The organism is Amycolatopsis sp. NPDC098790, from assembly GCF_044759945.1.
Taxonomy (GTDB): Bacteria; Actinomycetota; Actinomycetes; order Mycobacteriales; family Pseudonocardiaceae; genus Amycolatopsis.
This window is the reverse complement of sequence record NZ_JBIWAI010000005.1, coordinates 65025-85020: the sequence shown is the minus strand read 5'-3', so window position 1 is coordinate 85020 and position 19996 is coordinate 65025. Positions and strand designations below refer to the sequence as shown.

At 70.9% G+C, this 19996-nt stretch carries 16 protein-coding genes; 9 read left to right on the top strand and 7 right to left on the bottom strand.

Translation table 11 applies throughout. The features are described 5' to 3' along the window. Nucleotides 1-145: 145 nt before the first annotated feature. Both ACIQWX_RS33970 and ACIQWX_RS33965 read left to right on the top strand, forming a co-directional pair. The gene (locus tag ACIQWX_RS33970) at nt 146-1123 is read left to right on the top strand and encodes a glucosyl-3-phosphoglycerate synthase (RefSeq protein WP_400880041.1); all 978 of its coding nucleotides are present in this window, start codon (nt 146-148) and stop codon (nt 1121-1123) included. Nucleotides 1124-1330: 207 nt separating this feature from the next. Further along, nucleotides 1331-2050, top strand: coding sequence for a response regulator transcription factor (locus tag ACIQWX_RS33965; protein ID WP_400880038.1), 720 nt, complete (start codon nt 1331-1333; stop codon nt 2048-2050). A 12-nt stretch (nt 2051-2062) separates the two neighbouring features. On the opposite strand, the gene ACIQWX_RS33960 is transcribed toward ACIQWX_RS33965, so the two are convergent. Further along, a complete protein-coding gene (locus tag ACIQWX_RS33960; protein ID WP_400880036.1) occupies nt 2063-2413 on the bottom strand; it encodes an ArsR/SmtB family transcription factor in 351 nt (116 codons plus the stop codon). A gap of 271 nt (nt 2414-2684) precedes the next feature. On the opposite strand from ACIQWX_RS33960, the gene ACIQWX_RS33955 reads away from it, so the two are divergent. Both ACIQWX_RS33955 and ACIQWX_RS33950 read left to right on the top strand, forming a co-directional pair. Next, nucleotides 2685-6233, top strand: a complete 3549-nt coding sequence (locus tag ACIQWX_RS33955) for an ACP S-malonyltransferase (RefSeq protein WP_400880034.1) — start codon at nt 2685-2687, stop codon at nt 6231-6233. A 19-nt stretch (nt 6234-6252) separates the two neighbouring features. Further along, complete coding sequence (locus ACIQWX_RS33950) at nt 6253-7722, top strand: hypothetical protein (RefSeq protein WP_400880031.1); 1470 nt, start codon at nt 6253-6255, stop codon at nt 7720-7722. 60 nt (nt 7723-7782) lie between these two features. Here ACIQWX_RS33950 and ACIQWX_RS33945 read toward each other — a convergent pair whose 3' ends face one another. Continuing rightward, nucleotides 7783-9213 carry an MFS transporter gene (locus ACIQWX_RS33945; RefSeq protein WP_400880028.1) on the bottom strand — a complete coding sequence of 477 codons (1431 nt, stop codon included), beginning with the start codon at nt 9211-9213 and terminating at the stop codon, nt 7783-7785. A 213-nt stretch (nt 9214-9426) separates the two neighbouring features. On the opposite strand from ACIQWX_RS33945, the gene ACIQWX_RS33940 reads away from it, so the two are divergent. After that, a complete protein-coding gene (locus ACIQWX_RS33940; protein ID WP_400880025.1) occupies nt 9427-10323 on the top strand; it encodes a helix-turn-helix transcriptional regulator in 897 nt (298 codons plus the stop codon). On the opposite strand, the gene ACIQWX_RS33935 is transcribed toward ACIQWX_RS33940, so the two are convergent. After that, complete coding sequence (locus tag ACIQWX_RS33935) at nt 10209-11135, bottom strand: sterol desaturase family protein (RefSeq protein ID WP_400880022.1); 927 nt, start codon at nt 11133-11135, stop codon at nt 10209-10211. The two genes, ACIQWX_RS33940 and ACIQWX_RS33935, sit on opposite strands and share 115 nt — an antisense overlap. Nucleotides 11136-11205: 70 nt before the next feature. Here ACIQWX_RS33935 and ACIQWX_RS33930 point away from each other — a divergent pair, with 70 nt between their 5' ends. Beyond that, the gene (locus tag ACIQWX_RS33930; protein WP_400880019.1) at nt 11206-11814 is read left to right on the top strand and encodes a TetR/AcrR family transcriptional regulator; all 609 of its coding nucleotides are present in this window, start codon (nt 11206-11208) and stop codon (nt 11812-11814) included. 286 nt (nt 11815-12100) lie between these two features. On the opposite strand, the gene ACIQWX_RS33925 is transcribed toward ACIQWX_RS33930, so the two are convergent. Then, on the bottom strand, nt 12101-12634 hold the full coding sequence (locus ACIQWX_RS33925) for a hypothetical protein (RefSeq protein WP_400880016.1): 534 nt from the start codon (nt 12632-12634) through the stop codon (nt 12101-12103). Nucleotides 12635-12796: 162 nt separating this feature from the next. Here ACIQWX_RS33925 and ACIQWX_RS33920 point away from each other — a divergent pair, with 162 nt between their 5' ends. Beyond that, a complete protein-coding gene (locus ACIQWX_RS33920; RefSeq protein ID WP_400880013.1) occupies nt 12797-13165 on the top strand; it encodes a hypothetical protein in 369 nt (122 codons plus the stop codon). 48 nt (nt 13166-13213) lie between these two features. Here the strand turns inward: ACIQWX_RS33920 and ACIQWX_RS33915 are convergent, their stop codons facing one another. From ACIQWX_RS33915 to ACIQWX_RS33905, 3 genes are all read right to left on the bottom strand, one after another. Beyond that, entirely contained in the window at nt 13214-15778 is a 2565-nt protein-coding gene (locus ACIQWX_RS33915) for a PQQ-dependent sugar dehydrogenase (protein ID WP_400880010.1), read from the bottom strand. Nucleotides 15779-16317: 539 nt separating this feature from the next. Continuing rightward, nucleotides 16318-17157, bottom strand: a complete 840-nt coding sequence (locus ACIQWX_RS33910; RefSeq protein ID WP_400880007.1) for a coproporphyrinogen III oxidase — start codon at nt 17155-17157, stop codon at nt 16318-16320. Nucleotides 17158-17197: 40 nt separating this feature from the next. After that, nucleotides 17198-17635, bottom strand: a complete 438-nt coding sequence (locus ACIQWX_RS33905; protein ID WP_400880004.1) for a PPOX class F420-dependent oxidoreductase — start codon at nt 17633-17635, stop codon at nt 17198-17200. A 101-nt stretch (nt 17636-17736) separates the two neighbouring features. On the opposite strand from ACIQWX_RS33905, the gene ACIQWX_RS33900 reads away from it, so the two are divergent. Together ACIQWX_RS33900 and ACIQWX_RS33895 are read left to right on the top strand one after the other, a co-directional pair. Beyond that, the gene (locus ACIQWX_RS33900) at nt 17737-19188 is read left to right on the top strand and encodes a hypothetical protein (RefSeq protein ID WP_400881420.1); all 1452 of its coding nucleotides are present in this window, start codon (nt 17737-17739) and stop codon (nt 19186-19188) included. Continuing rightward, entirely contained in the window at nt 19188-19988 is an 801-nt protein-coding gene (locus tag ACIQWX_RS33895; RefSeq protein ID WP_372659999.1) for a hypothetical protein, read from the top strand. Before ACIQWX_RS33900 ends, ACIQWX_RS33895 begins: the two co-directional genes overlap by 1 nt. The last annotated feature ends 8 nt before the right edge of the window (nt 19989-19996 follow it).

Here is a 19996-nt window from a genome sequence, read left to right as displayed (position 1 = left end):
ACCCGCGAGCCTAGGCCCGCGACACCACTCCGGTCAGCCGGTTTAACCGGACCCCGCACTTCGTAACACCGCGGTAGCACCCGGGCGCCCCCGTCGAAACGCGGTGCCTCGAACCTCGGGACCGGACCGAGGGAAGGGGAAACGCATGCACGTCTCACCGGAGGTCGGCACCTGGCTCGCCCGCCGCAGTGGCAAAGCCGGCGACTGGACCGTCGACGACCTCGTCGCCGCGAAGCGGGGGACCACTGTCTCCGTCGTCATCCCGGCCCGCGACGAGGAAGCCACCGTCGGGGCGATCGTCACCGCCATCCGGGAGGAGCTCCACGGCGTTCTCGTCGACGAGATCCTCGTCGTCGACAGCCACTCCACCGACGCCACCGCCGAGGTCGCCGCCGCGGCCGGGGCCCGGGTCGTCGCGCAGGACGCCGTCTTCCCCGGCCTGCGTGCGCAGCAGGGCAAGGGCGAAGCGCTGTGGAAGGGTGTCGCCGCGACGAGCGGGGACCTCGTCGTCTTCGTCGACGGCGACCTGCACGACTTCACCACCGGCTACGTCACCGGGCTGCTCGGCCCGCTGCTCACCGATCCGTCCGTCGCCTACGTCAAGGGCTTCTACCACCGCCCGCTCGGCGACCAGGCCGACGGCGGCGGCCGCGTCACCGAGCTCGTCGCCCGGCCGCTGCTCAACATGTTCTGGCCGGAGCTGGCCGGGTTCGTGCAGCCCCTCGCCGGCGAGTACGCGGGCCGCCGCGAGGTGCTCGAAAGCATCCCGTTCGTCGTCAACTACGGCGTCGAGATCGGGCACCTCATCGATCTGCTGGAGCTGCGCGGCCTCGACGCGCTCGCCCAGGTCGACCTCGGCCACCGCGCCCACCGGCACCAGAGCACGCAGGCGCTGGGCCGGATGTCCGGGCAGATCATGCAGACGCTCTTCGACCGCCTGGAGCACTACGGCAGGCTGGTCACCGCGATCCCGCCGGCGACGCTGCTCGCGCAGTTCCGGCGCGGGGCGTCGGAGACGGGCGTCGAGCGCGAACTGGTGCTGACCGACCTGACGTCCCCGCGGCGCCCGCCGCTGGCGACGCTGCGCCCGGAAACCACCCTCGATCTGCGGGACACGGCGTGAGGTCCACCGCTTGACGAACGCCGGGAACAGCCGGGCAGGGGAGTCCCTGCCCGGCTGTTTCGCGCTGTCCGCAAAGGATTTCGCCGTTGAGACCGCCGTCCATATCGTGATATCGTGGTGTGTCGAAGTGGGCGGCCTGGTAACGTTTTCCTGGGGTGTGCTGCGCACTGTTCGAAGTTTTGCGTCCTTTGGGGGAAGGAGCGTCGGGTGAATCGGCACGTCGTGGAACTGGTGAGACCACGCGATCAGGAGGTGCGAGCGCAGGCGTTGCGGGTTCTCGTCGTCGAAAACGACACTTCGGTGGCGGAAGATCTTTCGCGGGAACTGCGCCGCCACGGGTACGCGGCGAGCAGCGTGTCCACCGCGGCGGAAGCGCTCGAAGTCCACAGTGGTTTCGACATGGTCCTGCTGGACCTCGACCTCTCCGACCTCGACGGACTGGAGGTGTGCCGCCGGATCCGGGCGGCGGGCGACGTGCCGATCATCTCGATCACCGTGCGCGGAGCCGAACTCGACTGCGTGCTCGGCCTGGGGGCCGGCGCCGACGACTACATCGTCAAGCCCTACGGCCTGCGGGAACTGCTCGCCCGGATGGAAGCGGTGCTGCGCCGGGCCTATCCCCGGCCGCCGGCGGCGGACGTGGTGACGCACGGTCCACTCCGGATCGACGCCGGTGCGCGCGAGGTCCTGCAGGAGGGGCGGCGGGTGGACCTCACGCCCAAGGAGTTCGACCTGCTCTACCAGCTCGCTTCGCAGCCGGGCACCACGCTTTCCCGCCGTCACCTGCTCAGCCGGGTGTGGGACGACGAATGGTCGCACCGCAGCCGCACCATCGACACGCACGTCAGCAGTCTCCGGAGCAAGCTCGGCTCGAGCCGGTGGATCGTCACCGTGCGCGGCGTCGGTTTCCGGATCGGGCGCGGGTGAGCCGGAAACCGGTCAGGCCAGGCCGGCGGAAAACGATCCGAGTTCCTGCCTGAACGATTCGATGAAAGACGCGATGCGTTCTTCGTCACGCCGGTAGTGCGTCCATTTCCCGACGCGCGTCGCCCGCACCAGGCCCGCGCGTTCCAGTACCGCCATGTAGGCGGACACGGTCGACTGCGCGAGCCCGGCCTTCGCCTGGATGTGGCTGACGCAGACGCCGACTTCGCGCGGGTCGACGACGGCGGGGTCGACGGGGAAGTGCTCTTCCGGTTCGCGAAGCCATTGGAGCACTTCGAACCGCACTGGGTTGGTGAGCGCCTTCAGGGGCTCGAGCAGGGCCGCGATGTCGCCTGTCACGGGCATGTCTTCGGTGGCCTTCCGTGCTGATCATGGCCGTATCGATGATATCCGATGCGACCGGCCTGCGCGACCTCCGGGCTGTGAGCGCGAACTAAACACCGGCCTTGACATTCCTTGACATTTCCCGACGGAAGCTTGAAGAAGCCTGTACATAATCGTGTTGAAACACGTTCGGGTGAACGTCAAGAATCGATTTGTACTCGCGATCGAGTATTCACGCCCAACGGCGAGCGTGCGATTCCACCGCCACCGAAATTCCGAGAGGCGATGCCCTGTGCTCCGCTCCCCGTCGCTCGTTCCCGCCACCGTCCACCCCGGACTGCCCGCGCCCGCGGCGGACCGGATCCGCGTGGCGGGCTTCTTCCCCGGTCTCGGCAGCCGGGCGCTCTACCGGGATCTGCCCCGGTCGTTCCTCGACTCCGCGGTGCCCGAAGTCGCCGGCATTTACCGCGAAGCCGCGCGCGCCCTCGGTTTTCCGGCGCGGCCGGAACTGCTCCTGCTCGAATCCGGGAGCCTGCCGGAGGGCAGGCTGGAACTGCAGGGCCGCATCGGGGCGGCCCTGCTGGTGCACAGCCTCGCCGTGGACGCCCACCTGCGCGACCGGATCGCGAAGAAGGGCGGGCCGGCCGGCTTCGTCGCCTACACCGGCGAGAGCTTCGGCATCCTGACGGCCGCGGTGGCGAGTGGCGCCCTTTCCGTCTTCGACGGCGTGAAGATCGCGCAGGTGTTCACGCCGCTCATGCTGCGGGCCGCCGGCGGCCCGGACGTGGACGACGACTTCGCCCGGACCGTCGAGCCGTACCTGGACGAGGCCGCCCGGCGGGCGCCACTGGTCGGGGAGCCGCACCACGTGGTCGCGGTGAAGGCGCCGACCCCGGAAGCTCTGGCGGACGTCCTGGCCGAGGTGCGCGCGGTTTTCCCGCTCACGGACGTCGAAGTGCACAAGACCTACGCGCCGACGCAGGCGAACCTCTACGTCCGGTCCGGGGTCAAGAGCGCGTTCGACGCGCTCGTCGCGTCCGCGACCGCCTGGGAGCTGAAGGAACCGACCGTCTTCCTCGCCCACTCCGCGCGGATGCGGCCGGCCCGCAACGCCCTCGCCCGGTTCATCGACGACCAGGGGATCCGCTTCGCCGACCCCCGCGTCCCGGTGGTGTCCAACCACGACAAGTCCCTGCTGACCACCGCCGCCGCCGTCCGCGACGGGGTGCTGGCCATGACCGATCGCGTGATGGCGTCGCGCGACACGTGCGAAACCCTGACCGGTCTCGACGCGGACCTCGTGCTGGAACTGGGGCTGGGCCGCAAGTCCGTCGACCTGGTGCGGGACAACGCCGTCGCCACGCCGGTCACGGCCTGCTCGGGCAGCCGGGACGACGTCGACACGGTCCTGCGCGCCCTCGACGTGGCCAGTGCCGTGCGGTCCCGGCTGGAGGAGCTGTCCCTGGCGGGGGAGGAGCCGACCCGCGGGGACTACGGCCTCCTGCACGAGGTCTTCGGCCTCGCCGCCGGGAACGCCTTCTGCGACGGCTTCTTCTCCCACGTCTTCGAGCGTGTCATCTCGGCGGAGATGCTGCGGCCCGACCGGGCGGCGTCACCCGCGTTCCACCGGTTCCTGGAGCTGTACCAGCACACCCGCAGCCACCGCGAACACCTCAACCTCGACCAGGGCGAGCTTGCCCTGCGCGCGCGTACGAAGAAGGGGCTCGCCGCAGGGGATCCCGCACCGCCGGGCCAGGCCTACGTCGAGCTGACCGTGCGGGACCTGGCCGGCGGCGTCCGCGCGCGGACCGTCCCGACCACGCGGCCGGAGGTCGTCGTCTTCTGCTTCGGCGGGGCGTCCGGCCGTTCGGCGGCGGACCACGTCGTCCGGCAGCACGAGCTGTTCGAGACCCTCGCCCGGCACCGGCCCGCGCTTCTCGCGCAGAGCGACCACTACCTCGCGGCCGCCGACGTCCCGGGCTGGCTGGCGGCGTTGGCCGCCTCCGGAGCCGTCTCGCCGTCCGACGCGGTCGCCCTGGCCGAGCGGACGCCGGAAGCCGACCGGATCCTCGACGGCCTCACCGCGGCCCGGATCCCGCTCGTCTCACCGGAAGGCGTGCCGATCCACGCCCGGAAGGAGCTGGCGGACGCCACCCGCGCGGTGCTCCGCGACGGCGTCCTCGGCGCCGGCCCGCGGCCGGTCCACCTCAACGGCCACTGCCGGATCGTCGCCCTCGGGTCCGTGTCCGAAGTGGACACCGGGCCGTACGCCTCCCACGTCCTCGTGGTCGCGGATCCGGCCGAAGCCCGGCGGAAGCGGCTCAACACCGCCCTCGACGAGTTCGAGTACGCGTGCCTGCTGGGCCTGACCGAGGAGAACGAGCGCGTCCTCGCCAGCGCCCGCGCCCGGCGGGTGCTGCCCAGCACGGTCCACGCCTACCTGAACAGCGACGAAGCGGTCGCCGGCTTCGGCCAGGGCGGGAGCGAGTCGATGACGGTCTTCGTCCGCAAGGACGGGGAGCGGCACGTCACCGTCCGCAAGATCCTCAGCGAGGCGCTGACGACCGCGCGCTGGAACCCGGACGGCGACGGCGTCATGCTCCCGCCGTTCACCAAGGCCCGGAAGCAGGCCGAGTTCCTGCGGGCGCTGCCCGACCCGGTGCGCGGCTACTTCCCGGAGGTCTTTTCCGTGTGCGAACGGGAGGTGCCGGCCCGGCTCGGCGACCGCGCGGTCGACCGCGAAGTGATCTACGAGATGAGCTACGTCGCCGGCGAGGAGGTCAGCCGCTACGTCGAGAAGCACACCCCGCCGCCGGTCGTCGTCGCCCGGCTCTACGAGCAGATCATCCGCGTGCTCAACGACGAGGTGCACAGCGTCGGCCGCGTGCCGGCGCCCGGGGAGACCCTGGAAGTTTCCTATCTACGGAAGATCGAGGACCGCCTGGACCTCTGCCGCCGGACGGCGCCGCGGACGTTCGGCCCGGACCTGCTCGACACCGAGCGGATCGTCATCGACGGCGTCTCCTACCTCAACCACTCGGCGCTGCTGAAGCGCTTCCGCGAAACCCCGCAGTTCCACGCGGTCCTCGAACCGGCGTTCCACTCCCTGGTCATGGGCGACACGAACACCGAGAACATCAAGATCACCCACACCGAACCGCTGCGGCGCGCCCAGCGGCTGGTGGAATCCGGGGCGCCGCAAGAGGACATCGACGCGGCGCTCGCGGCGATCACCCCCGCCGCGCTGGGCATCCGGTTCCTCGACCCGCGCGCCATCGGCTTCAAGAGCGACGGCGCCGAAACCCGCGACGACCCGATGTACGACAACAAGCCCTGGCACAACTCGATCGGCCACTACGACGAAATCCACTTCGAACAGTTCGCCATGACCGTCGACGCCGGCGCCGGCCGGACGCCCAGTGTCGACATAGCGTTCTCGGCGGGCAACCCGTACCAGCGGGCCTACCGCGTCCGGGACGTGACCGCGGGCGGCGGCCGCGTCGACCCCGTTGCGCCGCAAGGGATGGAAGACTTCTTCGCCCCGGTGATGACGGCCGCGCTGCGGCTGGACGACCCGGAGTCGCCGTACCTGCGCGACGACCCCTACTGGCTGATCCGGTTCGTGTTCCTGATGGGCCAGCACTTCACGGCCATGCCGCCGTTCCACTTCCAGAAGGAGCTGGACGGCACGCTCGTGGACAGCCACCGCACCCAGCGCCGTCCGGTCGCCATCTACTGCCAGGGCGTCAAATGGCTCAACTGGGCCCTGGAGCTGCTGGAAGGCAGCCGGACCGAATTCCTCGGCATCGCGGCGCCCGCGGTGCCGCACGCCACCTCGTGAGCCCCGAAAAAGGAGATCGATGAACGCCGTCACGCGCGCTCTGCCCGTGTCCGGACTGGGCGACCTGCCCCGCGAGTCCCGGATGATCGCGACCCCGTGGAGCCGGATGCTCCGCGGGATCGGCCTCGGCCAGTACCCCATCGCCTACGACCCGGCCGTCGCCGGGCACCTCCGCGCCACCTTCGACCGCCTGGCCGCGAAGGTGCCGCCGGCCGACGGCTACACCCGGTTCTGCCGCGAGCTGGCGGACTTCACGCTGAAGGTCGTCGAGCCCGGCCGTGACCGCGCCTGGGTGGAGCCGGCCGTCGGGCCGCTGCTCGACGCCGTCCGGGCCGTGCCCAACCCGTACTACCGGGCGACGGCGGGCAGCATCCTGCTGGACGCGTTCGCCAAGCTGGAGCTGGACCTCGCCCTGCTGGTCAACGCCGAGCTCGACTTCCCCGCCGAAGTGCTCGGCATGCTCGACGAGATCGTGCCGGACGGGATCGCGGACGAGAACCAGGGCAAGCACGGGGAGTACGAGCGGGTTTCCGCCTGCTCCACGGTGTTCCTCGCGATCGGGCAGCTCGGGCTGGGCGACCGCCTGGTCACCGCGGAGCGCAACCACGTCGTCGAGGCGCTGGACCTGCTCGAGCGCATCCCCATCCCGTACTTCTGCGGGCGCGCGGGCGGGATGCTGATGTCGGTGCTCGCGCTGCTCGGCTACACCGGCGAAATCTGCGACGGCGACCGCGACTACCTGGCCGAGGTCCTCGAGTACCTGACGCGGGCCGACGAGGTCGGGAACTGGCCGTTCTTCCACAACCACCTGACGACCGAGTGGATGAAGGTCTACCCGCTGCTGACGATGCTCAACGCCGTCGCGCTGATCGGGCGGCCGGAGTACCTGACGCGGCCGATCGACGCCCTCGCCGAGGCCCGGTCGCTGATGCGCCTGATCCCGTGGAACATCCGGGTCCACATGTCCCAGTACTACGTGATCGCCCTGCACAACCTGGGCCGGCTGGCCGACGAACTGCCCGACCTGGACGGCTTCCTGCGCGACGTCACGGCGGTGTTCGACGTCGTCGACCCGGGGGAGAACTACTCGCCGCGGGGCAACGCGTACCCGTACATCATCGAGCTGTCGATGATGACGGGCCGGATGGACCTCGTCCCGGAGGCGGCGCTGGAGCGCATGGCCGACTCGTTCCCGGACCTGGACCGGACGCGGTTCGACCGCGAGAACCGCGCGTTCCCGGTCAGCTACGTGCTCAACGTCCTCGGCGAGATCGGCGCTTCGGACCTGGTCTTCGCGCCGCGCGACCGGTACGAGGGCAAGTCGGCGATCGAGTGGTTCGTCGACAACCTTTCCGAAGGGGCGGAAGAAGAAGGCGACCGGATTTCGATGATCGACCACGCTCTGGTCAGCTACGCCCTGCGGATGCGCGGGGCCGGTGCGCAGGAGACCCCGCTGTTCGCGAACTTCCGGTTCCCGCTGGCGGACTGACGCCGACACCGGAGAAGGCCCCTCGGGACTCGTCCCGAGGGGCCTTCTCCGGTTCTGCGGTCAGCGCGCCCGGTCGCTGCGCAGGAACAGGGCGCTGGTCAGCAGACCCAGGAGCACGATGGCGGCGTTCACCGCGATCGCCGCCTTCAGGCCGCCGAGGATGGCCGTGGCGCCGGTGCCCGCCGCCGCGGAGGTGACCACGACGCTCATGATCGGCGTGCCCATCGTGATGCCGACCTGCTGGGTCATCGTGGCGAGGCCGGTGGCCAGGCCCTGTTCGTGGTCGGCCAGCCCGGAGGTGGCGGTGACCATGAACCCGACGATGACGAGCATGTTGCCGACGCCGCCGGCGAAGCTCGCGACCAGCATCAGCGCCATCCACGAGCGGTCGTCGCCGAGGCCGAGCAGCGCCGCGGTGAACACCGTCTGCAGGATGCCGCCGATGATCAGCGTCCGCTTGCTGCCGACCTTGCCGATGACCTTCGGGGCGAACACGCCGCCGGTGACCGTGCCGAGGCCGAGCACACCGAAGGACAGGCCCGCGGCCAGCGGCGAGAAGCCGAGCACCTCCTGCAAGTAGAGCGTCAGCGGGAAGACCAGCGAGCACTCGGTGAGGAACGCGATCAGGCCCGCGACGTTGCCCCAGGCCACCGACCGCTTGCGGAGCACGGTGAGCGGCACCAGCGGCGCGGACACCTTGCGCTCGACGGCGTAGAACACCAGCAGCAGCACCACACCGGCCGCCAGCGACCCGAGCACGGTCGGCGAGCCCCAGCCCTCTTCGCTCGCCTGGGTGAGCCCGAAGATGATGGCGAGCAGGCCTAGCGTCACCGTGATGGCGCCGGGCACGTCGAGCTTGGGACGCTCGTCGGGCCGGGACTCCTTGATCACCGTCGGGGCGACGAGCAGCACGGCGAGCGCGACGGGCACGTTGATGAAGAACGCCCACCGCCACGACAGCAGGTCGGTCAGCACGCCGCCGAGGATGGCGCCGGCGGTGAAGCCGCTGGACATCAGCGCGCCGTTGAGGCCGAGCGCCTTCTGGCGCAGCGGGCCCTCCGGGAACGACACCGTCATCAGCGACAGCGCGGCCGGCGTCACGGCGGCGGTGGCCAGGCCCTGGAAGATGCGGGCGATGATCAGCATCTCCGGGTTCTGCGCCAGACCGCCCAGGATCGAGGCGGCACCCAGGACGACCAGGCCGCCGAGGAACAGCCGCCGCCGGCCGAACAGGTCCGCGACCCGGCCGAAGAACAGCGTGAAGCCCGCCGCGCACAGCGCGAACGCGGTGGCGATCCACTGCAGGTGCCCCAGCGAGAAGCCGAGGTTCCCGCCGATCACCGGCAGGGCCACGTTCAGGATCGCGAAGTCCACGGCGAGCATGAACTGCGTGGCGAGCAGCAGGACGAGCACCAGCCGCAGCCGGGGCGTGAGCCGGTCCGGTGCCGCGCCGGCGACGGTCCCGGCCGCCTCGGTATCAGTGACAGACATGGGTCCTTTTCCTTCGACGGTTGCGGGTACGCGGTGCGCTCCGACGCGCGTGATCGGGGAAAAGCTTCGTCGGCACCGGGGTGGCCAGCCAGAACCCCGTTTTGCCCAGTCCGCGCGAGGGTGGTCACGGCAGCACCACCCTCACGGCTTCCGGCCGCCGGGCCGCGCGGGCATCATGGGGAGGTAGCGATCAAGGCCGAACCGGAGGCACTCATGGACGCCCCGTCCGAGCTGGGCGACTTCCTCAAGTCGCGCCGCGCCGCGCTGCGTCCCGAGGACGTCGGCATCACGCCGCACCCGGCCCGCCGCCGCGTCAGCGGCCTGCGCCGCGAGGAGCTGGCGACGCTCGCCAACGTCAGCATCACCCACTACACCCGCCTCGAGCAGGGCCGCGCCGGCAACGCGTCCGACAGCACGCTGGAGGCGATCGCCCGCACCCTGCGGCTCACCGAGGACGAGACGGCCCACCTGAAGGACCTCGCCCGGCCGACCGCGCCGTCGCGCCCGGCGCCGCCGCGGGTGGCGCACGCGAGCGCGTCGGCCCGGCAGCTGCTCGGGGCGATGACCCACGTCCCGGCGGTGATCATGGACCGCCGGGGCGACGTCCTCGCCTGGAACCAGCTGGGCCACGCGCTGCTCGCCGCCCACCTCGCGCCGGACAGCCCGGAGCACCCGGCGACCCGGCCCAACCTGACCCGGATGCTGTTCCTGGACGAGCGGTACCGCGCGCTCTACCGGAACTGGGACGAGCAGGCGGAGCTGGCGGTGGCGTCGCTGCGCCTGGTCGCCGGCCGGCACCACGACGACCGCGCACTCGCCGAGCTGGTCGGCGGGCTCACGATGAACTCCGACGAGTTCGCGTCGCTGTGGGCCCGGCACCCGGTGCGCACGTGCACCTCCGGCGTCAAGCTGCTGCGGCACCCGGTGGTCGGCGAAGTGGAGCTCAGCTTCGAGAACCTCGTCATTCCGGGCACGTCGGGGCAGCGGTTGATCGCCTACACGGCCGAGCCCGGTTCACCGTCGGAGACCGCGCTGAAGCTCCTGGGCAGCGCGTCGGCTCCGGCGCCCGCGGTGGTGTGGGGCGTCCACCCGGGCGGGCCGAACACGTAGCCCGCGCGCTCACGCCACGTCCGGGCCGCGCGGAGGTCGCGCAGGATCGAGCCGTACTCGTGGAAGCCGACCTTCAGCAGGTTGTACGTGCCGATGTTCGTCGTCAGCCCGTACGTCGGCCGCTTGCCTTCGGGGACGAAGCTGCCGAACAGGCGATCCCAAACGATGAGGATGCCGCCGTAGTTGGAGTCTAGATACTCTTCGTCGCTGCCGTGGTGGACGCGGTGGTGCGACGGGGTGTTGAAGACGTACTCGAACCAGCGCGGCAGCTTCCCGACCTTCTCGGTGTGTACGAAGAACTGGTAGACGAGGTCGATCGACAGGCCGGTCAGGATCATCCACGGCGGGATCCCGCAGAGCGCCAGCACCGACCAGAAGGGGAGCTGGAAGTACGGCGTCCACTTCTGGCGCAGCGCCGTCGAGAAGTTGTAGTGCTCGCTGGAGTGGTGCACCTGGTGGCCCGCCCACAGCAGCCGTACGCGGTGGCTCGCGCGGTGGTAGGCGTAGAAGACCAGTTCCTGGCCGAGCAGCATGAGCACCCACGTCCACCAGTCGCGCGGGTCGAGTTTGACGGGCGCCAGCTCGAACAGCGCGGCGAAGACGAAGAGCATCACCAGCCGGAACAGCGCGTTGACGCCGACCGCGACGGTGCCCATCAGCATGCTGGTGCGGGTGTCGGCGACGCTGTAGCCGACGACGTTGTCGTCGTGCCCCAGCACGTGCACCGCGACGATTTCGATCGCCACGAACAGCACGAACACCGGAATCGCGAACAGCACGGGGTCGCGCAGGTGCGCCAGGAACTCGGCCACGTCGCCTCCTTCGATCTGACCTGACGGTAACTTACCCCCGGGTCACTTTACGCACGGTAGGCTCTCGCGCGTGACGGAGTCAAGGGCGGTCGGGACCAAGGGGATGCCTCGCGAAGAGCGCGAGGCCCAGCTCGTCGTGGCCGGCACCGAGGAGTTCGGCCGGGTGGGCTACGCGGGCGCGTCGATGGTCGAGATCGCCCGCCGGGTCGGGGTCACGAAGCCGTTGCTGTACCAGTACTTCGGTTCGAAGGACGGGCTCTACCTGGCCTGCCTGCACCGCGCGGGCGACCGGCTGACCGAAGGCGTGGCGACGACGATGGCGGGCGGCGGCGATCCCGACCAGATGCCGCTGAAGGTGCTCTCGGCGATCTTCACGACGTTCGACCACGACCGCTACGCGTGGCGCCTCCTGCGCGACGAAACGGTCCCGGCCACGGGCGACATCGCAGCCTCGGCGGCGGACTACCGGCGCCGCCTGGACGCGTTCGCCCTGCTGGGCGCGACGGAGCTGATGACCTCGCGCGGGCTGGCCGACCCGGTCGACATCGAGGCGATCGCCCAGGTGTGGACCGGGGTGGTGGATTCGCTGATCAGCTGGTGGATCGACCGCCCGGACGAGGACGCGGCCGCGATGACGGCCCGCTGCGCGCGCATCATGGCGGGTTTGTTCGGCTGGTGACCCTCGGCGCGGGTTCCGGGTGACCGTGGGTGGCTCGGGGTGGCCGGGCCCGATTGCCGGTGTCCGGTTCGCGGGGTCGGTGCTTGACTGTGGTGCTCCCGTTCACGGGGCTGCCTGTTCGGCCGTGGTCCTTCGGCCTGCCGGGTTGTCTGTTCGGCTGTGGTGCTGCGCTTGGCCGCGGCGTTCCGGTCCGCCGGGCTGTTCGCTCAGCTGCGGTGATCCACCCGTCGGGCCGCCCGCGCGGCAGCGGTGATCCCCGCCGGCGTGCTTCCCCGATCGCGGTGAGCTACCCCTGCGCCGGCGGCGGGAGTTTCCGCGCGAAGCCGTGCCAGTACGCGGCCGCCGCGCTGTGCTGCCTGACCACCGCGTCGGGCGCCGGGGGCGCGGGCCAGAACTGCAGCACGTAGCTGTCCCCCTCGGCCTCGCCGTCGACGCGCGTGTCCAGCTCGCGGCCCGCGTCCATCCCGGTCCCGCTGTAGCGGACGCGATAGTCGCCCGGCGCCAGTTCCAGGTCCCACCAGTCCTCGCCGCCCCAGGTCACGAGCCTCGCCGGCCCCTCCGCCCGGAACGACGCCTCGACCACGTCCTCGCCGCCTGCGTCCGGCGGCTCGGTCTCGTGCACCTCGGCGGTGAAGCCGACGTCCCCGGTGTGCAGGCCCGTGAGCAGGAACAACGTGCCCGGGACGGCGGCGCCGCACAGCCCGTTGCGCTGCCCGGCGAAGCACGCGCTCAGGTCGCCCTCGAACGGCTCGCCGCCCTCGCTGTGGACGTAGATCTGTCCATAGTGGACATGAATGTCGCCGTGCACCACGGTTCGCATGCCGCCAGCATGGCAGGCACCACCGACAGACTCCCTTTGGCCGGTTTTGTCCGTTATCCTGCCACGCAGAGTGGTGTTCGCCGATTGGCTGCCCGAACGGCGTAGCGAAACCGGTCGCGTTCGCGATTAATCAGGGAAGCCATCGCGTCGAGAGGTTGCCCCATGCCCGAACCAGCCGCCCCCGTCCCCGCGGACCCCCGCCTCGCCGCGCGGTTCACCGAGGACCTCCTCGACGGCTGCCGGGTTCTCGCCAAGGACTACGGCTACCGGCCGGCCCAGTTCGAGCGCATGGTCCGCGAGCACGGCGGCGTCGAGGCGGCGCGGCTCCTGCTGCGCGGCGCCGGCACCGCGGGCGGGTTCACCGTCCTCTGGGAGAAGAACCAGCTCGGCCGCAGCTCGGAGGCCACGATGCTCCGCTCGGAGTACTCGGAGCTGTTCACCCCCGACGAGCTCCTGCTCGCCCGCCGCCGGCTGGAGGAACACGGCTTCGACGTCGACGCGCACCTGCGCACGCTCGCCGAACAGGGGTGAGGGCGGCAGGGGTGACCGGCGCCGCTCCGGTCACCCCTGCCGCGGCTTCTAGGCCGCCGCGCTCGACTTGCCGCGCAGCACCACGTTCGCCGTCGACGCGCCCTTGATCGCCGTCTCGACCTGGGCCATCGTCGAGGACGAGCTCAACCCGGGGACCGTCGCGGTGTTCAGGGCGTAGAGCGTGAACGTGTACGGGTGGCTGGACCCGCCCGGGCAGGGGCCGAAGAACTTCTGCGCGTTCGCCCCGCTGCCCATCGCCTTCTGCTTGGCGCCACCCTGGTTCGGCACGGTGTAGCCCGCGCCGAGTCCCTCCGGCAGTGAGCGGGCCGACGCCGGGACGTCCCAGATCGCCCAGTGCAGCTTGTTCCCGCTGTTGGCGACGTCGGCGAACACGACCGCGTACGCCTTCGCGCCGGTCGACGCGCCCCACGCGAGCGGCGGCGACGGGTCCTGGCCCGCCGTGCCGTCGCCGGCGCACGTGTACTTGTCCGGGATCGTCGCGTTGTCGCCGAACGCGGAGCTGGTCAGCTTGAAGTCACCCGGCGTGGTTCCGCCGGGGAACTTCAGCCGCACGACCACGTTGTCCAGCACCGACGGGGTGCCGCCGTTCTTGTCGTTGTTCGTCGACGTCAGCCACAGCCCGCCGTCCGGGGTCTTCGTGACCGAGCGCAGCCGGCCCCAGCGGCCGGAGAACAGCGTCGACACGGTGCCGATGCCGGTGCCCGCGGAGTTGATCTGCGTGGCGAACAGCTGCTCGCCGGTGACGCCGGCGATGTAGATCCAGTCGTTGACGATCTCCAGCCCGCTCGGCCCGGCCTGCGACGTCGGCCAGGTCTTCTTGGGAGCGATGAAGCCGCTGCAGCTGCCCTGCGTGCCCTCGCAGCTGGGCCAGCCGAAGTTGCCGCCCTTCTGGATCAGGTTGAGCTCGTCCTGGCTGCTCTCGCCGAACTCCGCCGCCCACAGCTGGCCGCGCGAGTCCCAGGCCAGGCCCTGCGGGTTGCGGTGGCCGTAGCTCCAGACGTACCGCGCGTTGCCGCCGGTGGCGTAGAACGGGTTGTCGCTCGGCGCCGAACCGTCGGGGTTGAGCCGCAGGATCTTCCCGTTGAGCGAGCTCTTGTTCTGCGCGTTGTCGCTGTTCTTCGCGTCGCCGACGGTGGCGTAGAGCTTGCCGTCCGGCCCGAACTTGATCCGGCCGCCGTTGTGGTAGCGGTTCTTCGCGATCCCGGTCAGCACCGGTGTCGACGTCGAGGACAGGGTGCTGCCGTCGTAGGTCATCTTCACGATCCGGTTGTCCCCGGAAGCCGTGTGGTACAGGTAGATCGCGTGGTCGCTCGCCCAGTTCGGCGAGATCGCCAGGCCGAGCAGGCCGCCTTCACCGCTGGTCGTGACCGCACCCGGCACCTTGCCCAGCGTCGTCTTCTGCCCGGACGGCGTCACCAGCACGACTTCGAACCGGTCCCGCTCGGTCACCAGCGCGTTGCCGTTCGGCAGGAAGTCGACCGACCAGCCGAGGTCGACCTTCGCGATGTCCTTGTCGTACTCCGGGATGCCGCCCGCGCCGCCCGGAGCGGACGTCTTGGCGGTGACCGCGTTGCTCGCCGCGGAGCTGTTGCCGTCGGGGTCGCGCGCCTTGACCGTGAAGGTGTACGAGGTGTTCGGGTTCAGGTTCGTGACGGTCGTCGAGAGCGACGTCGTGGTCGCGACCTTGGTGGCGCCCTGGTAGACGTCGTAGCCGGCGACGGTGCCGCCGTTGTCGGTGGAAGCGTTCCACGCCAACGAAACGCTGTTCGCGGTGACGCCGGTGGAGCGCAGGTTGCCCGGCACGGTCGGCGGGGTCGTGTCGTCGCTCGGCGGCGTGGTGAAGGTGACCACGTTGCTCTGCTGCGACGGGTTGCCCGCGGCGTCGAACGCGCCGACGGAGATGTCGTAGGCGGTGTTCGGGGTCAGGTTGGTGACGGTCGCGGTGGTGGTGTTGCCGTCGACGGTCTTGAGGATGTTGCCGCCGCGGTTGACTTCGTAGCGGACGACGCCGACGTTGTCGGTCGCGGCGGTCCAGGTGAACGTCGCCGCGGTCGGCAGGATGTTGCCGGCTTTGAGGTTCGACGGCGGCGACGGCGGCTCGCCGTCGGTCGGCGCTACGAACGTGTCGGTCAGCTTGTCGGCGTTCGGGCCGCCGTTCGCGGTGGTGGCGGTGGTCCGGACCTTGTTGACGCCGGCGGTGAGCTGGACGGTCGCGGTGGCGGTCTTCCACGTCGTCCAGGCACCGGTGCCGGGGAAGTCGACGGTGCCCTTGTCCCCGCCGTCGACGACGAGCTTGACCGGGCGGTTGTCGGCGGTTCCGTTGGCGTAGCGGAAGGTCAGGGTGTGCGTGCCCGCCTGGGCGGCGTTCACGGAGTATTCGACGTAGCTGCCGGCGACGTTGTCGAAGTTGACGAACCCGGTGCCGGAGTAGCCGGCGTGGTTCGATTCGACGGCGCCTTGGGAGACCACGGCGTTCTCGGATTCGTAGTCGGTGTCCGCGGCGAAAGCGCTTACCGGGCTGAGCGCGGTGAGGCCGAGCGCCGCGACGGCGGTACCGGCCAGTACCACGCGCCACGGTGGACGGGGTGCCACTGGGAGCCTCCTGCGTGGGTCGGGGGACAGGGGGTGACCGGGGCGGAACTGGTCGGCGGACCACCGGAATCGAACCTAATAGTTAGGAAAGTTTCCTATCTATAGGGACAGATCTCACACCCTTCGAGCGGGCCGTGTCAATACTCGACGGGACCGCTCACCCTTGGTGAAGAAGGGTTTCCCGCTCACCGGTGCGCGCCGGGGCCGAAGCTCATGAAAGAGTCGTTCACCGCGCCGGACGCGTTGAAAGGGTCGTTCATCGCGCCGGGCGCCGGGCGCCGGGCGCCGGGCGTCGGGCGTCGGGCGCCGGGGGCCGCGCGCCGGGGGCCCGGCCAAAGTCAGCGTTCCGGGTCGCCGAAGCGAAGCCCGAGTGTCTTGAATGAGTCATTCAGGTCTTCGGGGGTCCTGAATGACTCATTCAAGACGTTTGGCGGGACCGCCGGCCAACGCGGACTTCGCCGGAACCCCGGGGCCGGACGCGATGAAAGGGTCGTTCACCGCGTCGGACGCGCTGAAAGGGTCGTTCATGACCTCGGGTCTCAGCTGACCACCGCGGCGGTCTCGCCCGCCCAGTCGCGCGGTACGAGGAACGAGGCCAGCTCCGCCTCCGGGCTCCCCGGCTCGGGCGTGAACCCGGCGTCCCACCGGACCACCGGCGGCAGCGCCGCCAACACCGCCTCCGCGTCCGCTCGCGAAGCCGACGCCGCGTGGAAGATCGCCGATTCCGCGAACCGGCCGCGGCGGTGCAGCTGCCACTGCCGTTCGCGCTCGCCGTGCGGCAGATCTCGCCGCCGCCGGACGATCGGGAGGTACGCCGGGGCGATCGTCGCGATGCCCGCCGCCGTGAACGCCGCTCCGCGCCGCCAGCCGTGCGGCCCCGACGGGCTCAGGTGGTCGAACGCGATGCCGCCGATCCCGTGCGGCTCGGCGCGGTGGGGGAGCCGGAACCGGTCGTCCGCGGCCCGCTTCGCCTGCGCGTGGAACGCCGGGTCGAGCGTGTCGCAGTGGTTCTTGAGCACCCGGTGGAAGTGGGTCGCGTCCTCGGCGAAGCCGTAGCACGGCAGCAGTTCCGCGGCCCCTTCGAACCACCACGCGTCACCGGACTCGCAGTAGCGGAAGGCCGCCCGGAACGTCGGCACGAAGGGGTTGCGCGGGTGCAGCACGACCGACAGCCCGCTGGTGAAGAACTCGCTGTCGTCCGCCGACGTGACCGCGATGCCGGCGCGCTCGAAGACGTCGCCGCCGTCCAGCAGGCGTACCCGGCCCCGGCCGAAGCGGGCCCCGCCGTCCAGCCGTTCCAGCTCGGCGACCAGTTCGCGCTGGCCTGAGCTCAGGATCGCCTTGACGGCGTCGCGTCTGTCGTCCTCACCCGGAAGCATGTCCCCCACCCCCGCCGGCGAGGGTACCAGCGAACCGAGGTCAGCCGGCGATTTCGGCCCGCGCTATCACCTTGGTGATGGTCGCCCGGACGAGCGACTCCTCCGGGACGGCGTTGCGCTTCCCGTACTCCTCGCCCCGCTCCGCGCCCATGTACCGGGAACCCAGGCGAGTCGCCCACGCGAGCATGTCGTCGAAGTCGTGGGTCAGCCGCGCCTCGGCGGTGAACTGGACGTACGAATACGGCGGTTTCCCGTCGTCGACGGCGAGGGAAATGCGGCCGTCGCGGGCGATGGCCTTGCCTTTCAGCGTCTCGGTGCCGGTCGTGAAGATCAGCTCGTCGCCGTCGGGGCCTTCGTTCAGCAGGAACCAGACCGGCGTCACGATCGGGGCGCCGTTGGCCCTGACCAGGCCGAGCATGCCCGTGCGGGTTCCCTCGGACGCGAACTTCCACCACTCGTCACGGCTCATCTCACGCATGAGGGGGACGTTAACCTGTCACCCGGGCGTGTGCAGAGGGTGGCCGACTAGCCTGGCCTGCTGTGCGAGACGACGCTGTGCCGATGAACAACGCGGCGGCAATGGGACTGGCCGACGAGGGGCTGACCCGCCGCCTCAAGGCGCTGGCCTGCACCGCGCCGCTGCACGACCTGGACGCGCGCAAGGCGAAGCTCGACTGGGCCGACGCCACCATCTACCAGATGGCCGAGATCGCGCTGCACACGATCGACCAGGTCACCATCGCGATGGACTTCGACACCGGCGCCGGCCACGACGAGGTCATCGACCGCCTGCTGCCCTTCATCGCCCAGCAGGCGCCCTCGCGGATGCCCGAGGAGCACGTCCGCGTCGCCAAGTGGGTCCTGGACAACCTGATCAACGTCGGCACCACCGACCGCGGCTTCCGGCGCGTCTACGGCTCGATGGGACCCGGCGGCTACCAGCGCCGCCAGTTCGACTTCAAGCTGCTCGTCGAGCTGGCCGCCCGCGACGGCGAGGTCTACCTCCGCGCCACCGACGAGGCCATCAACGTCCTCGTCGGCGCGCTCGACACCGACGTCGAGTCCGCGCAGATCGCGGCCGAGGTCAAGCTCGAGAACCTGATCAACCGCGGCCGGCTCGCCGACGCCAAGCTGGCCGCCGAGCAGGCCCGCTACCGGACCGTCCAGTACGGCGAGACCCTGCGCGCGAAGCTCGACGCGACCCGCCGCGACGTCCGGTCGGTCGACTGGGAGCGCGAGGTCCCGGAGCTCCTCGACAGCGCGCTGAGCCACATCGAGGCCCGCTTCCGCGCCGAGAACGCCATCCTCAAGAACATCACCACCGCCCGCGACGAGACCGAGGACCTCGACCGCAAGCGCCGCGCCGCCGAGCTCGTCGACATCGTCGGCGACTGCATCCGCCGGCACACCCGCCTGCAGTCCCGGCTCGCCGACGCGGGCGCGGTGTTTCGCGCCGAGCAGGACCGCCAGCAGTTCTCAGGCCCGCCCCAGCGCGCCACGCTCGACCTGTTCGGCCAGCTCCTCGTGCCCACCCTGGGCCTGCCGCTGGCCGACGCCGTCGCGCCCGCCGAGCACTTCTTCCACGCCGCCGCCGGCATCACCGCGCCCGTCGTGCCCTCGCTGTCGTCCCTGGTCTCGCTGCTCCTGCGCCCGGCCCCCGAACGCGACCAGCTGGTGGGGGAGATCCCGGAACCCGAGCTGATGCCCGCCGAGACCACCGACCGCTTCGGCGACGACGTCTGGCGCGCCGCCGACGAACTCCTCGACCTCCCCGAAGTGCCCCGCCGGCTCTCCGGCCTGCTCGAAGAGGCCCGCCGCAGCCGCCAGCCCGGCCTCGCCGCCCTGGTCGCGCTGCGCGCCGTCCACGCCTACAGTCCCGGGGTCGGCGCGGCCCGCCGCCAAGGCGACCGGCAGGTACTGCTCGCCGTCGACGACGGCACGCTCCTCGACGACCCCGACTTCGGCGGCGCCGACCTGCTCCTGTCCACCGCCGCCGTCGAGCGGGCCGATGAAGAAGAGGAAGTCGCGTAATGGCGCTGTCCCACAGCAGCGTGGACGCCGAGGCCGCGGCCCGGCTGGTCGCGTTCGGCATGCGGCCGAAGCAGCTGCCCGCGCGTGACGTCGTCTACGGCGACCTCGTCCGCCGCTACGGCGAGGACAACGCGTTCAAGGCGCTCACCCACGCTGTCGCCGCCGGGCTCGGCCTGATGGTCCTCGAGGTCAACCAGCAGGCCGGCGCGGTCCTCGCGGCCACCGACGAGTCCGTCTTCGAGATCAAGATGGACTCCTACGCCCGCCAGGCCAAGATCCGCGAACGCCGTGACACGGAGAAGGTCCTGCACGGCCTCATCCACCTCGCCACCGCCGCGCTCGGCTACCCGCGCCCGGACGACCTCGCCAACGACACCTACATCGGCCGCGTCAGCGTCGAGCAGGTCGACGCGATGGTCCGCGAAGCCGCCCGCATGCTCGACGAACGCGCCGCGGCGGCCGAGGCCAACAACGACCCCCTGGCCGACGCGCCCGAGCTGGAACAGGCCTGGCGCGCCTACACCCGCCGTCCCGCGGCCGCGGCCACCAAGGACGGCCGGCTGGCCGCCGACACCACCCGCGGCATGGTCTCCCGCGCCCTGCGCTTCCTCGCCGACCAGGGCTTCCTGGTCCCGGTGAGCGACGAGCAGGGCGGCACCTACCGGACCACGCCGCGCTACCAGATCCAGGTCCGGGAACTCGCCGCCGACGCCGCCTTCGACGACTTGCTCGCGCTCGACGTCGTGGCCGTCGCGAACGCCGGGGGAACGCTGCGCGCGGCGTCCTCGGACACGCTGTAAGAGGGGAA